This is a genomic window from Ensifer sp. (assembly GCF_035999185.1).
Classification (GTDB): Bacteria; Pseudomonadota; Alphaproteobacteria; order Rhizobiales; family Rhizobiaceae; genus Ensifer.
In genome coordinates this window covers 1-13,208 of record NZ_DASYHB010000215.1, presented here as the reverse complement: position 1 = coordinate 13,208, position 13,208 = coordinate 1, and the positions used below count along the sequence as shown (strand labels likewise).

The following is a 13,208-nucleotide window of genomic DNA, read 5'->3' as shown; positions in this document are numbered from 1 at the left end:
GCAAACGCTCCCTTTGCCACCGGCGCAAACAAAAACCCGGCCTATCTTGAAATCGCGCGGAACCTATGTCTTTTGGCTCTGCGTTGCAACAGTGATTATCGGCCCCTAACTGAGACTTATTGACACTTTCAGCGGGGTTTTAGAAGGCCAGATCATGAATCGCGAAAATTCAGGTAAGGCCATCGTGCTCATCCCGGCACGCATGGCCTCGACACGCCTGCCCGGAAAGCCTCTCGCCGATATTTGCGGCCTGCCGATGATCGTCCAGGTGGCAAGGCGCGCCAGTGAGGCGGATGTCGGTCGCGTCGTCGTTGCCGTCGACGATCAAAGCGTCTTCGACGTCGTGCGTGACGCAGGCTTCGAAGCGATCATGACCCGCATCGACCATCAGTCCGGATCCGATCGGATCTACGAAGCGCTGCAAAAGGCCGATCCGAATGGCGAAGCCGAGATCGTCATCAACGTGCAGGGCGATCTTCCGACCGTTGAACCCGCCTCGATCCGCGCGGCGCTCAACCCGCTTGAAAATGCCGGCACCGACATCGCGACCCTGACCGTGGCGATCACCGAGGAGAGCGAGAAGACCAATCCGAACATCGTCAAGGTTGTCGGCTCGCCTCTTTCCGATACCCGGCTGCGCGCACTTTACTTTACCCGCGCGACCGCGCCTTACGGCAACGGACCGCTCTATCACCACATCGGTCTCTACGCCTATCGCCGCAAGGCGCTTGAGCGTTTCGTCTCGCTTGCGCCTTCCGTGCTCGAACGTCGCGAATCGCTGGAGCAGTTGCGCGCGCTTGAGGCCGGCATGCGCATCGACGCCGAGATCGTCGATTCGGTGCCGCTCGGCGTCGACACGCCGGTGGAGCTCGAAAAGGCCCGCCGTATCCTGTCGGCCCGTATTCACCCATAAAGAACCTGAGAAGGAAGCTACCGTGACTGTCAAGACCAACAGGATTTCCTTCCAGGGCGACTACGGCGCCAATTCCGACATGGCCTGCCGCGACATGTTCCCGTCGATGGAGCCGCTGCCGTGCCAGACCTTCGAGGATGCCTTCGTCGCGGTCGAGAACGGTGAAGCCGATCTTGCGATGATCCCGATCGAGAACACGATCGCCGGCCGCGTCGCCGACATCCATCACCTGCTGCCGGAATCGCGACTGCACATTGTCGGCGAGTACTTCATGCCGATCCGCTTCCAGCTGATGGTGCTGCCGGGTGTTACGCGAGACGAGGTCCGCACTGTGCACAGCCACATCCACGCGCTTGGCCAGTGCCGCAAGATCGTGCGCGCCAATGGCTGGAAGCCGGTCGTTGCCGGCGACACGGCGGGCGCCGCCAAGCTTGTCTCGGAGAAGGGCGACCGCACGATGGCAGCACTCGCGCCGCGGCTTGCCGCCGACCTCTACGGCCTGGAAATCATTGCCGAGAATGTCGAGGACACCGAAAGCAACGTCACCCGTTTCGTCGTGCTGTCACGCGAGGAAAGCCGTGCGTCGCGCGTGGCCGACGACGAGCTGATCATCACCACCTTCGTCTTCAATGTGCGCAACATTCCGGCCGCTCTCTACAAGGCCATGGGCGGCTTTGCGACCAACGGCATCAACATGACGAAGCTCGAAAGCTACCAGCTCGGCGGCAAGTTCGTGGCGACACAGTTCTATGCCGACATTGAAGGGCATCCGGATGATGTCGGCGTGCGTCACGCCATGGACGAACTTCGCTTCTTCTCCGAAAAGGTCCGCATCCTCGGCACCTACAAGGCGCACCCGATGCGCGGCGTTCTTTAAGAACGCGTTTCAGTTCGCGTGCAGGTGAGCCTGTCAGCTGCGCCCAAACACACAAGGCCGCGCCGCGTAACCGGCGCGAGCCGGCGGTTTGAGCGAGCGCCGTTGACGTCGCGCAGCGCGGCGGACGTCAACCGCTTGCCGCTGACCACCGCTGAAGAAACGCCTCGGCGCGATCCGCGCATTCAGTGCTGTAATCCTGACATCGCGTTGCGCAATGCGCCAACTTGTCCCGTCTTTGCTTCAGGCGGTCTATGCTATCCTCCTTTCCCGTCGCGCTGTCGAAGACGAACGCCTTGAGCTTGCGGATATCTTCGCGGGCGGAGTGGAGCTGGCCGGGAAGGTTGCTGCCTATCTTCTCTTCAAAGTCGTCGTAGTCCCGGGCCGCCATCCGCTCCTGCAGCTGCTGCAAGTGATGCAGCGCTCGGTACATCTGCCTGGCCAAGTCTTCGTCGGCCTGCCATTCGGGCACGAGGTTCGCGACCATGTTGCTCACGAGTGTCCGCGTCTGGTGCGCATGCTCGGCGATCCGATGTGTCAGGGCAAGGGTCGGCAGAAGCTGAAGCGCGATTGACTCCGCGTGGTGTCTGTTGGTGTCGCGAATTTGGCGATTAATGAACCACACGGTTGGCAGAGCCGCCGCCACGGCCGCCCATCCGCTCAGTGCGGCAAGCCATTCGCGCGCGCATTTCGTTTCCTCTGGCAGGCACATCAAGTCGCGGCCGGGGCCTGACCAAAGAGCAAAAACAACAACGCCTGCCAGAATGAGGGTGGCGCAGAGCCAACCGAAAAGGTGGCTTGCATCCTCGTCATCGTTGTTCGCCATGGTCACCCCTCCTGTTGTTTGTTCGCCCCCTTGGCACTGTCGCAGGTCTCGGCTGCAACGCCCCTTGAATGGGGGTGCTGCGATGAGCATCGCCATCCTGTCGCGGCTATTCAAGGCCCATCTTGGCTCGGCGAGATGAAGAGCGCATGGCCGGCAGGCGCAGCCATGCCTGCGCGGCAAATGGAGGTCGCGCCGCACCTGCGGCTGTGGCGCTGCGGGCGCGGCAAGCGGCGTCTTGCGGGGGCGAGGCGGTGAGTTCGCCTGCGCCTGATTTCCGGCCAGAACCAAACTCATGGTTGTAGCAATCTTGCGGCCAACCTCTACCGAACATCTTCCGGCCACGTCTTCTGGTGCATGCCGGACCGTTATCGGGCCGGAAGCACGCGGCGATTTTCCGGGAGAATCATTGGCTTCGTGCCAGCGCCGAAATTGGCAAAAGTGGCAAAAATTCGTTAACCGGCTACGCGTCTGGTGCATGCCTAGTTTGCAATCGTGGCGCTACACAAATTTTAGGCAAATGCCTACTTACCGCCCGTTCAAGTAAGGAGTTTAAAGATGAAGATCCGTCAGAAGATCATGGAATATGCGAAGACCCGCCGTGCGATCCGCGAGCTGAACGCTCTCGACGATCACGCACTGAGCGACATCGGTCTGTCCCGTTCGCAGATCCAGGCCGCCGTTTACGGCCGCTAATCCGCACCATTCGCGCATCCCGCCGCAACACGCTGGCGGGATGCGCGCCGCTGCCTCCCGTCATGAATCGTAGAGGCAGACGCGCAGCCGGTGACCATCCGGATCGAGCGCGACGAACGTCGGACCGAAATCCATCTCGGTCAGTTCCTGCGCAATCGGCAGGCCTTTTTCCTTCCATTCCCTGTAATGCGCGCGCACCGCGCTCTCATTCTCCACCATGAAAGCCAGCTCCGAGCGATGGCCTGATGCCGTCGGTTCCGGCGCGACCGTGCGTTCGGCCCAGAGTCCGAGCGTGAAGCCGCCGGGCAGTTCGAAGGATGAGAAGGTCTGGTAGGTGACGCTTGGTTCCTGTGCGAGAACCTGGCGGTAAAAGTCCACGCTTGCGAGCGGATCCTTGACGTAGAGAACGATGAGATTTGCCTTGGCCATGCTGTTTCCTCCTTGTTGCGGGAGTTGCAGGCTAGGAGCGGGCGCTGCCAATTTCTGTCAGCATCTGTTGGCTCTCCTCAGGAGCCGACCGTCTGGCGCTTGGACGCGGTCATGTCCTGGCTGGCACGCCAGTCCTTCATCAGCACCTGGCGGCGACGCGGATAGCGCGCTTCGGTCACTGTCATCCGTTGCATCCGGTCGGCGCGGAAGTGCCGGAAGTCCAGGCGCAGTTCGCACCAGGCCATGACCATGCGGACGTTCTCGAAGAAGCCCAGTGCGAAGGGCCAGATGGTGCGCTGCGTCGCGCTGCCATCATTGTCGACATAGTCGAGTTCCACCTTGCGCTCGTTGCGGATCGCCCGTCTCAGCGCGGCGATGTCGATACCGTTGGTGGCCGGCGGGCTCGGCCCGACGAGCAGGGTCGAACTGTCGAGCTCTTCGCGAAGCTCTACAGGCAGCACAGCGGCGATCTTGGCAAGCGCATTCGCCGCAGCACCGGCGAGATCGTCGTCGGTGCGCTTGGAAACCCAACGCGAGCCGAGCACAAGCGCCTCGATCTCTTCGGCTGAGAACATCATCGGCGGCAGCATGAAGCCGGGCTTCAGCACGTAACCAAGCCCCGGCTCGCCCTCGATATTGGCGCCCTGGGCCTGGAGGCTGGCGATGTCACGATAAAGCGTTCTGAGGCTGACGCCGGTTTCTTCCGCCAGCCGCTGGCCGCTCACCGGCTGACGGTAGCGCCGGAGCACCTGCAGAAGATCGAGCAGCCGTTCGGAGCGGGACACGGGTGCCTCCTCGTAGCCGGACGCCCTTAGGCGCCCCAGGCAAGCCAGTCGCGCATCAGCTGGTGCGCGATCGCGCCCTTCGGCGGCGGAATGTGCACGTCACCGGTGTTGGCGACGCCGGTCGAGCGTTCGAGCATCGCGGTCGTTTCCTCGCGCGTGAACCAGCGCACATCCTCAAGCTCCTGTTCGTCGCGCTTGATGGTGCTCGATTTCGCTTCGGCATAGCAGCCGATCATCAGCGTATGCGGCATCGGCCAGGGCTGTGAGGCGTGGTAGCGCACCCGGCCGACATGGATGCCGGACTCCTCGAGCGTTTCGCGGCGCACGGCGTTTTCGATCGTTTCGCCCGGTTCGACGAAACCGGCAAGGCAGGAATACATGCCCGGTGCGAAATGCGGACTGCGGCCGAGCAGGCAAAGATCGCGTTCGAGGTCGATCGTCATCATGATGACCACAGGGTCGGTCCGTGGGAAAACCATCTGGCCGCAGGCGGTGCAGACACGGCGATAGCCGCCGGCCTTGCCCTCCATCGGCCCGGCGCAGCGGCCGCAGAAGCGGTTGTTGCCGTTCCAGGTGATCAGGCTGGATGCCTGCGCAAACTGGCCGAGCAGCTCCTCCGGCAGCATCTGCTGCCGGTAGAGCGTGCGGCCATCGGCAATCTTGAAGGGCTCGGCGATCGTCTCTTCCGTCAGGCCGGTCGGCACCGCCAGCCGTGGCTCGCCGTTCGGCAGGTAGCCGAGCAGGATCGTTTCGTCGAGCACCGGCTCGAGCCCGTCCAGTTCGTAAGGTGCAAACAGCGGATCGATGATCTTTTCGTCATGCTTGACGATGAGCTTTGCGCCCGAAAAAGCCAGGAAATGCGCGCCTGGGTGCTTGAGCGCCGCCTCGATGCAGTCGTCAGTGCGGTGCTCGGACTGGCGATCCAGATGGTTTTCGGAGAAGGCGACGAGGGTGCTGGGCTCCGGATGCGGACTGCGCAGGTCAAAGATCGATTTCGTCATGTTCAGAGATTTTCCAGAATGCGCGCTGCGAAGGTCTGATGGTCGTTTTCGTCCCATGGCTCCGACTTGCCGAAACCCCAGACCGGCCCCGGCCAGTTGGGATCGCCGTCGTTGCGGGCAATGATATGCACGTGAAGCTGCCGGACGATGTTGCCCAAAGCGCCAATGTTGATCTTCTCGGCGCCCGTGACCTTCTTCAGGGCGGTCGCTGCCATGTTCGTTTCGAAGGTCAGCATCGTCTGGTCGAGCGGCGACAGGTCAAAAACCTCGGAGATCCCTTCACGCTGCGGAATGAGCACGAGCCACGGCCAGCGGCGGTCGTTCATCAGCCGCATCTGGCAAAGCCCGATCGAGGCGATCGGGATGCCGTCGCGCTCAAGCCGCTCGTCGAGGGTGAAGGTCGTCAACGGGTTCTCCTCGCGCAGTGACACGTCAGGCAATGACAAGGGATTCGCCTTGTTTTGCATATCGATATCAGTTTTTTGATCGCTTGGCTTGCATTTGCTTTCGATATTGCCGATATGGAAGCCGGGAGGTTGGTGGTGGACGAGCCACTCGCCAACCGGGTCAGGTCCGGAAGGAAGCAGCCCTAACGAGCCCGGCACGGGTCATCGTGCCAGCCTCCCACCTTTTCCGTCCTGTCGGGACACGAGTTCGAACAGCGGCAGGGTCGATGAGCGACGACACGTCCATTTCATCCGTTGAGAAACCAGCCGCCTACCGCGTCTTGGCGCGCAAGTATCGCCCCAAGGATTTCTCCGACCTGATGGTCGGGCAGGAACCGATGGTGCGCACGCTCACCAACGCGTTCGAGACCGGCCGCATCGCCCAGGCCTACATGCTGACCGGGGTGCGCGGTGTCGGCAAGACCACCACGGCCCGCATTCTCGCCCGCGCGCTCAACTACAAGACAGCGGACATCGACCGTCCGACCATCGACCTTCGGGTGCCGGGTGAGCACTGCCAGGCGATCATGGACGGCCGCCATGTCGATGTCATCGAGATGGACGCCGCTTCCCACACCGGCATCGACGATATCAGAGAGATCATCGAGCAGGTGCGCTACCGCCCGGTATCGGCGCGCTATAAAGTCTACATCATCGACGAAGTGCACATGCTCTCGACCCAGGCCTTCAACGGCCTGTTGAAGACGCTCGAAGAGCCGCCGGAGCATGTGAAGTTCATCTTCGCCACCACCGAAATCCGCAAAGTCCCGATCACGGTACTGTCGCGCTGTCAGCGCTTCGATCTGCGCCGTATCAGTGCGTCGGATCTCGTCGGCCTGTTTTCGACCATCCTCGGCAAGGAAGGTGTTTCCTTCGACGCCGAGGCGCTCGCCATGGTCGCCCGCGCTGCCGAAGGCTCGGCACGTGACGGCCTGTCGCTGCTTGACCAGGCGATCGCCCATGGCGGCGGTGTGGTCGAGGTCGAGACCGTGCGCTCGATGCTCGGCCTTGCCGACCGCGCCCGCATCGTCGATCTCTTCGACCATGTCGTCAAAGGCGACGTCGCCGCGGCATTGCAGGAATTCACGGCGCAGTACGAGGCAGGCGCCAACCCGACCGTCGTTCTCACCGACCTTGCCGATTTCACCCATCTCGTCACCCGCATGAAATACGTGCCGGAGGCCGTCAACGACCAGTCTTTGAGCGAGATCGAACGCACACGCGGTGCGGTCTTTGCCGAAAGCGTCGCGGTTACCGCGCTCTCACGTATCTGGCAGATGCTGCTGAAGGGCATTCCTGAAGCCGAAGGGTCGTCGCGCCCGGCGGGTGCGGCCGAAATGGTGCTGATCCGCTTGGCGCATGCCGCCCATCTGCCGGCGCCGGAAGAAGCCGCGCGACGGCTGCTGGAGCTCTCCGGCAACGAAGGCGGCGGCGGTCGTCTTACGCCCAATGGCGGCAGTGGCGGCGGCGCCCAGGCTTCTGCCTCCGTCGCCGTAGCGGCGCAGGCTTCGCAGCCGATGCCGGTTCAGCGCCCGACGAGCAATGGCGCGACGATGTTGCGCGCCGTGCCGGACGTGGCGCCGCAGCCGGTCGCCGTCGGCCGCATCGAAGAGCGCGTCTTGACGGCCCCGGCCGCCAGGCCGCAGCCGTCCGTGCCGGTCAACTCGATTTCCGACATCGCCGATCTCTGCGCCAAGAACCGCGATATCAAGCTCAAGACATTGGTGCGCGGCTTTCTGCGGCTGGTCCACATCGAACCCGGCCGTCTCGACGTCAACGTGTCCGACGATGCGCCGAAGACGTTGCTTGGCGAAGTCGCAGTCAAGCTCAAGGAATGGACCGGCATCCACTGGATCGTCAGTTACAGCCGCGAGGCCGGCGAGCCGACGCTGATCGAGGCCGAACAGCGGGCACAGGAGCAGCGTCTGAACGACGCGCGCCAGGACCCGGATGTCGCCGCCATTCTCGCCCGGTTCCCGGGTGCAAAGATCACCGACGTGCGCATTCGCGCCGTTGAAGAAGAGGTCGAGAGCGCCGCTCCGGCCACAGCCGAATCCGCCGAAGGCGACATCGTCCCCGGCGACGATATCGAATAGCCGCTCGACGGTCAGACAAGCAGAACAGGAGACGACGATGCGCGACATCATGGGGATGATGGGCAAGGTCAAGGAAATGCAGGCCAAGATGGAGAAGATGCAGGCGGAGATCGCCGCACTCGAAGTCGACGGCTCTTCCGGCGGTGGTCTGGTGACCGTTCGCCTCGATGGCAAGGGCACCCTCAAGAGCCTGAAGATCGACCCCTCGCTCTTCAAGGAAGACGATGTCGAGATCCTCGAAGACCTGATCGTCGCCGCCCACAAGGACGCCAAGGACAAGGCCGAGGCCGTCCAGGCCGAAAAGACCCGCGAACTGACCGCCGGCCTGCCGATCCCGCCCGGCATGAAGCTGCCGTTCTGATCCTTTCCCTGCCGGATCTATGATCGAGCGACAGGCGACCACTTTGCTCGCCTGTCGATATTGCTGTTGCGTTGCCCAACGCGTCAGCCGCCTATCGGCATAGCCAACCGAACATTGGCGCGCGCGATTTCGCGCCCGTCTGCCACTGGTGCCGACAGCAAAGCATGGTAGATTGCCGCCTCCCGAGGAGGACCGCGCATGTCCCTGACATCCCTTCTTATGTTTGCCGGCGCCTTGCTGGTTGCAGCCGGCTCACCCGGACCCAGCGTCGCAGCCCTTGTCGCCCGCGTGCTGTCGAAAGGTGCGCGCGATGTGCTGCCCTTCCTCGTGGCGCTCTGGATCGGCGAGGCCATCTGGCTCTCATTTGCCGTTGCCGGCCTTGCCGCGATCGCCGAGAGCTTCCATCTGCTCTTCGTCGCTATCAAATGGCTGGGTGTCGCCTATCTTCTTTATCTCGCCTGGAAAATGTGGACGGCGGAGCCGGATATGCCGGGAGATCACCTGCCGCAGTCGCGCTCGGCCGCAAAACTGTTTTTCGCCGGCATCACCGTCACGCTCGGCAATCCCAAGGTGATGATGTTCTACGTCGCGCTGCTGCCATCGATCATCGATCTTGGCTCGGTCACGGTCATCGGCTGGATGGAGCTGGTGGCGACTATGCTGATCGTGCTCGTTATCGTCGATTTCGGCTGGGTGGCGATGGCCTCCAAGGCACGCACGTTCCTGAAGAGCCGGCGCGCGGTGCGTATTGCCAACCGCACGAGCGCCGCGACGATTGCCGGTGCAGCGGTGGCGATCGCGACGCGATAGCGCCGTCATCGGTATCGTCGCAAGCGCCCTTCGAAGACGATTCCGTTTGCGACCGATATGGGCTAAAAGCGCCGCATGGCAAAACGAGTCACCGGTCCCGAAATCGAAAAACTCATCCAGCTCCTGGCGAAAGTGCCGGGGCTCGGACCGCGTTCCGCGCGGCGCGCAGCGCTGCACCTCGTCAAGAAGAAGGACCAGCTGCTTGGCCCGCTAGCGGACGCGATGGGCGAGGCGCATCGAAAGGTCAGGATCTGCTCGTGCTGCGGCAATGTCGACACGATCGACCCCTGCACCGTCTGTTCCGACGAGCGCCGCGACCAGTCGGTGATCATCGTCGTTGAAGACGTGTCCGACCTCTGGGCGCTGGAGCGCGCCGGCGCGATGAATGCCGCCTACCATGTGCTCGGCGGCACGCTGTCGCCGCTTGACGGCGTCGGCCCCGACGATCTCAACATCAAGGGCCTGGTTCAGCGCATCGCCAATGGCGGCGTGCGCGAACTGATCATCGCCGTCAACGCCACGGTCGAGGGCCAGACGACAGCGCACTACATTACCGACCAGCTCGAGGGCATGGAGGTGAAGATCACCCGCCTTGCCCATGGTGTGCCGGTCGGCGGCGAACTCGATTATCTCGACGAGGGTACGCTGGCAGCCGCCCTGCGCGCCCGCACGTCGATTTGAACCATCTTTTCGAACGCCGCGATCCAACCGACAGGGAAGCCTTATGCTGAGACTTCTTTCAATTTCGACTTTGCTTCTTTGCAGCTGGCTTGGGCTTGCGCATGCCGCGACGAAAGCGGATGTGGAGGCTCAGTTCCGCAGCTGGCTTCAGAACGACGTCTGGCCGGAAGCCCAGAAGGCCGGTATTTCCGCCGGTTCGTTCAAGGCGGCTTTTTCCGATGTGAAGCTCAACTGGGACCTGCCCGATCTGGCGCCGCCCGGTTTCCCGAAGCCGAAGGAACAGAAGCAGAGCCAGGCGGAATTCTCCTCGCCCGGCAACTACTTTTCGGAAAAGCGCCTGCAGGGTCTGGCGGCAACCGGCCGCAGCCTTGCGTCCACCCATGCCTCGACGCTCAAGAAGATCGAGCGCACCTATGGCGTGCCCGGCTCGGTGGTCGTTGCGATCTGGGGGCGCGAATCCGGCTTTGGCCGCGCCAAGATCCCCTATCCGGTTGTTGATGTGCTGGCGACCAAGGCCTTCATGTCGACGCGGCCGGACCTCTTCCGCCGCGAGCTGATCGCGGCACTGCACATTCTCGACAGCGGCGATGTCGACGAGGCAGCGATGCGCGGGTCCTGGGCTGGCGCCATGGGACAGCCGCAGTTCATGCCGTCGAGTTTCCTGCAGTATGCCGTCGACTTCGACGGCGATGGCCGCCGCGACATCTGGAATTCGGTGCCGGACAGCCTGGCCTCGATCGCCAACTATCTCGTCAAAAAGGGCTGGCAGCGCGGCCGCGACTGGGGTTTCGAAGTGTCGATCCCCGAGAGCGTCTCCTGCGCCCAGGAAGGCCCGGACCTTGCTCAACCTCTGTCGAATTGGGCGAATAAGGGCATTACGCGCATTTCCGACAAGGCGTTCCCGTCGCATGAACTGTCTGCATCGTCGATGATGCTGGTGCCGGCCGGCCGGCACGGGCCGGAATTCATCGTCACGCCGAACTTCTACGTGCTCAAGGAGTACAACAACTCCGATCTCTATGCGCTGTTCATTGGCAACCTTGCCGATCGCATCGCCACCGGTGGCGGCGCGTTTCGCGGCAGCTGGGGCGACGTCGGCAACATGCTGCGCTCGGATGTTCTCAAGATGCAGAAGGCGCTGGTCGCCAAGGGCTACGATGTCGGCAAGGTCGACGGTCTTCCCGGCTACAAGACGCGTCGCTCGCTCGGAGACTGGCAGGCCAAGAGCGGTCTTGCCGCGACCTGCTTCCCGGATGCGTCGCTGAAGGCGAAGCTGCGTTAAGGCGTTCCGTCGGAAACGGCAGCGACAAACTGAAAAGGGCCCTGCATCGCAAGGCCCTTTTCAGTTTGGGTCGATGCCGTCGTCAGTGCATGTCGACGTCGACCTGGCGCTTGTAGCGCTCGTAGTGGGTCGGCACGATCGTCTGGCGTTCGATCATTCGGTGCACGCGCGGCGGTGATTGACCGCTGTGCAATGCCGTCAGTTTGTCGCCGACCGCCGCATCGGCCTGCGTCCGGCGCTGGTTGTGGCGCACATACTCCACCCAGGTCGGCACATGGTAGGTCTCGGTCCAGGTGTTCGGGTTTTCAAGATCGCGCATCAGTGCCCAGTGGCCGGCGCCGTCGCGGATGCGGATGCGCCGACGTTCCGCCATGGTCGTCAGGAACTCCGGAATATCGCCATCGGCGATCTCATAGTCGATCATGATGACGATCGGACCACTGCGGGGTTTCAGATCCAGTTCGAGCGGCGGTTCGTTGAAGCGGTTGAGCGGATCGAGGTTGAGCGACGTGAATTCCGGCAAGGGCAACCGGAAGCCGATCGCGACACCGGCGAACATCAGGAGACAGGAGCCGATCAGCGCATTGGCAGCGCCATACTGTTCGGCCGCCGTACCCCAGAGCCAGCTGCCGCCGGCAATGCCGCCGAAGGTCATCGTCTGGTAGAGCGACAGCGCCCGGCCGACGACCCATCGCGGTGTCGAAAGCTGCACGGTCGTGTTGAACAGCGACAGGGCCAGTACCCAGCAGGCGCCCGAGACGAGCAGCGCCAGACAGCTTAAGGAGGCATGAGGGCTGAAGGCGGTGATCGCGGCGCTCGCGGCAAAGCCGGCAAAGGCGATGCGCACGATCGCCTCGCTCGAGAGCTTTTCGCGCAAGCGCGCACTCAGCAACGCCCCGCCGATCGCGCCGAGACCGAAGGCGCCGAGCATCAGGCCGTAGGTCAAAGGGCCGCCCTGCACGAGATCTCTGGCAACAAGCGGCAGCAAAGCGAGAATGGCGCTGGCCGACAGACCGAAGACGAAGCCGCGCAGGAGCACCTTGCCGATATTGGGCGACATGGCGACGTAGCGAAGTCCCGCGGCGATGGCCCGTGCCAGCGTCTCGCGCGGCAGGGGATTGGTCGCGACCTCCCGCCGCCAGCGCACCAGCGCAAAGAGAATGGCGAAATAGCTGAGCGTGTTGGCGAAGAAGGCCGCCGCAGCGCCCGCAGCCGCAACGATCGCGCCACCGATGGCGGGGCCAACGCTGCGGGTGATGTTGAAGCCCATGCTGTTCAGCGTCACGGCAGCCGGCAGGTCGTCGCGCGGAACCATGTCGCCGACCGATGCCTGCCACGACGGATTGTTGAGCGCCGTTCCGCATCCGATGAGGAAGGTGAATAAGAGGAGCAGCCACGGCGTGATCAGGCCGAGATAGGCACAGACTGTCAGCAGTGCCGAGACCGCCAGCATGAAGGACTGCGCCACCAGCATGATCCGCCGCCGGTCGAAATTGTCGGCAAGCGCGCCCGATACGAGCGAGAAGAGCATGATCGGCAGCGAGGTCGAGGCCTGCACCAGCGCCACCATGTGGGCCGAGGGCGAGATCGAGGTCATCAGCCAGGCGGCGCCGACCGATTGGATGAGCCCGCCGAAGTTGGACGCAAGGCTTGCAATCCAGATCGTGCGGAAGATGTCGTGCTTGAAGGGAGCAAGCGGCGAAATACGGGTGGGCACCTCGTCTTCTCTCTTGTCTGTTGATGGGTCGGTTCGAAGCGGTACGATTCCTGTTATAAGCCCGAGGCACCGAAGTGCCACCCGCTGAAATTGACCTTGTTGCCGAAGTTCGACGCCGACGCGGCGATCGGCGCATTTGCGCAGGTTGGCCCGAAGCCTTGCAATTTGCGGCGATGGGGCGTATATGAGCCTCAAATTCTTGATCGGTAGATGAAGAGTGGGCCCGTCAGGACCCGCTCTTTTTTATTAGCCGGTCCGATGAGGAGATGATCGTTTGTCCGATACGACAACGGC

The 13,208-nt window shown here is 62.9% G+C and carries 14 protein-coding genes and 1 other RNA gene; 9 read left to right on the top strand and 6 right to left on the bottom strand.

The features are described 5' to 3' along the window. The first annotated feature begins 154 nt into the window (after nt 1–154). Nucleotides 155–913, top strand: a complete 759-nt coding sequence (locus VGO04_RS31415) for a 3-deoxy-manno-octulosonate cytidylyltransferase (RefSeq protein WP_327499907.1) — start codon at nt 155–157, stop codon at nt 911–913. A gap of 22 nt (nt 914–935) precedes the next feature. Then, a complete protein-coding gene (locus VGO04_RS31410; RefSeq protein ID WP_327499906.1) occupies nt 936–1,790 on the top strand; it encodes a prephenate dehydratase in 855 nt (284 codons plus the stop codon). 127 nt (nt 1,791–1,917) lie between these two features. On the opposite strand, the gene VGO04_RS31405 is transcribed toward VGO04_RS31410, so the two are convergent. After that, the gene (locus tag VGO04_RS31405; RefSeq protein ID WP_327499905.1) at nt 1,918–2,613 is read right to left on the bottom strand and encodes a hypothetical protein; all 696 of its coding nucleotides are present in this window, start codon (nt 2,611–2,613) and stop codon (nt 1,918–1,920) included. A 555-nt stretch (nt 2,614–3,168) separates the two neighbouring features. Here VGO04_RS31405 and VGO04_RS31400 point away from each other — a divergent pair. Beyond that, entirely contained in the window at nt 3,169–3,306 is a 138-nt protein-coding gene (locus tag VGO04_RS31400) for a DUF1127 domain-containing protein (protein ID WP_064817013.1), read from the top strand. A 60-nt stretch (nt 3,307–3,366) separates the two neighbouring features. Here VGO04_RS31400 and VGO04_RS31395 read toward each other — a convergent pair whose 3' ends face one another. The 4 genes from VGO04_RS31395 to VGO04_RS31380 all read right to left on the bottom strand — a co-directional run bounded on the left by VGO04_RS31395 (nt 3,367) and on the right by VGO04_RS31380 (nt 5,988). Then, the gene (locus VGO04_RS31395) at nt 3,367–3,735 is read right to left on the bottom strand and encodes a VOC family protein (RefSeq protein ID WP_327499904.1); all 369 of its coding nucleotides are present in this window, start codon (nt 3,733–3,735) and stop codon (nt 3,367–3,369) included. Between the two features lie 77 nt (nt 3,736–3,812). Beyond that, entirely contained in the window at nt 3,813–4,520 is a 708-nt protein-coding gene (locus VGO04_RS31390; RefSeq protein WP_327499903.1) for a YafY family protein, read from the bottom strand. Between the two features lie 26 nt (nt 4,521–4,546). Next, entirely contained in the window at nt 4,547–5,521 is a 975-nt protein-coding gene (gene nudC, locus VGO04_RS31385; RefSeq protein WP_327499902.1) for an NAD(+) diphosphatase, read from the bottom strand. 2 nt (nt 5,522–5,523) lie between these two features. Next, nucleotides 5,524–5,988: an HIT family protein gene (locus VGO04_RS31380; RefSeq protein WP_327499901.1), complete on the bottom strand. Its 465-nt coding sequence runs from the start codon at nt 5,986–5,988 to the stop codon at nt 5,524–5,526. 64 nt (nt 5,989–6,052) lie between these two features. Between VGO04_RS31380 and ffs the strand changes: the two genes are divergently transcribed. From ffs to VGO04_RS31350, 6 genes are all read left to right on the top strand, one after another. Continuing rightward, nucleotides 6,053–6,149: signal recognition particle sRNA small type (ffs, locus tag VGO04_RS31375), an RNA gene on the top strand. 45 nt (nt 6,150–6,194) lie between these two features. Next, entirely contained in the window at nt 6,195–8,063 is a 1,869-nt protein-coding gene (locus tag VGO04_RS31370) for a DNA polymerase III subunit gamma/tau (protein ID WP_327499900.1), read from the top strand. Nucleotides 8,064–8,100: 37 nt separating this feature from the next. Continuing rightward, a complete protein-coding gene (locus VGO04_RS31365) occupies nt 8,101–8,424 on the top strand; it encodes a YbaB/EbfC family nucleoid-associated protein (RefSeq protein WP_275022188.1) in 324 nt (107 codons plus the stop codon). 198 nt (nt 8,425–8,622) lie between these two features. After that, complete coding sequence (locus VGO04_RS31360) at nt 8,623–9,234, top strand: LysE family translocator (protein WP_327499899.1); 612 nt, start codon at nt 8,623–8,625, stop codon at nt 9,232–9,234. Nucleotides 9,235–9,309: 75 nt separating this feature from the next. Continuing rightward, complete coding sequence (recR, locus tag VGO04_RS31355; protein ID WP_327499898.1) at nt 9,310–9,915, top strand: recombination mediator RecR; 606 nt, start codon at nt 9,310–9,312, stop codon at nt 9,913–9,915. Between the two features lie 43 nt (nt 9,916–9,958). Then, nucleotides 9,959–11,197 (top strand): lytic murein transglycosylase, encoded by a 1,239-nt coding sequence (locus tag VGO04_RS31350; RefSeq protein ID WP_327499897.1) that lies wholly within the window; start codon nt 9,959–9,961, stop codon nt 11,195–11,197. Nucleotides 11,198–11,279: 82 nt separating this feature from the next. Here VGO04_RS31350 and VGO04_RS31345 read toward each other — a convergent pair whose 3' ends face one another. Next, complete coding sequence (locus tag VGO04_RS31345; protein ID WP_327499896.1) at nt 11,280–12,914, bottom strand: MFS transporter; 1,635 nt, start codon at nt 12,912–12,914, stop codon at nt 11,280–11,282. Nucleotides 12,915–13,208 lie beyond the last annotated feature (294 nt).

Coding starts and splice junctions, on each gene's coding strand:
- VGO04_RS31360 (WP_327499899.1), top strand. CDS start 8,623: ATGTCCCTGACATCCCTTCTTATGTTTGCCGGCGCCTTGCTGGTTGCA.
- VGO04_RS31365 (WP_275022188.1), top strand. CDS start 8,101: ATGCGCGACATCATGGGGATGATGGGCAAGGTCAAGGAAATGCAGGCC.
- VGO04_RS31415 (WP_327499907.1), top strand. CDS start 155: ATGAATCGCGAAAATTCAGGTAAGGCCATCGTGCTCATCCCGGCACGC.
- VGO04_RS31395 (WP_327499904.1), bottom strand. CDS start 3,735: ATGGCCAAGGCAAATCTCATCGTTCTCTACGTCAAGGATCCGCTCGCA.
- VGO04_RS31350 (WP_327499897.1), top strand. CDS start 9,959: ATGCTGAGACTTCTTTCAATTTCGACTTTGCTTCTTTGCAGCTGGCTT.
- VGO04_RS31370 (WP_327499900.1), top strand. CDS start 6,195: ATGAGCGACGACACGTCCATTTCATCCGTTGAGAAACCAGCCGCCTAC.
- VGO04_RS31400 (WP_064817013.1), top strand. CDS start 3,169: ATGAAGATCCGTCAGAAGATCATGGAATATGCGAAGACCCGCCGTGCG.
- recR (WP_327499898.1), top strand. CDS start 9,310: ATGGCAAAACGAGTCACCGGTCCCGAAATCGAAAAACTCATCCAGCTC.
- nudC (WP_327499902.1), bottom strand. CDS start 5,521: ATGACGAAATCGATCTTTGACCTGCGCAGTCCGCATCCGGAGCCCAGC.
- VGO04_RS31405 (WP_327499905.1), bottom strand. CDS start 2,613: ATGGCGAACAACGATGACGAGGATGCAAGCCACCTTTTCGGTTGGCTC.
- VGO04_RS31380 (WP_327499901.1), bottom strand. CDS start 5,988: ATGCAAAACAAGGCGAATCCCTTGTCATTGCCTGACGTGTCACTGCGC.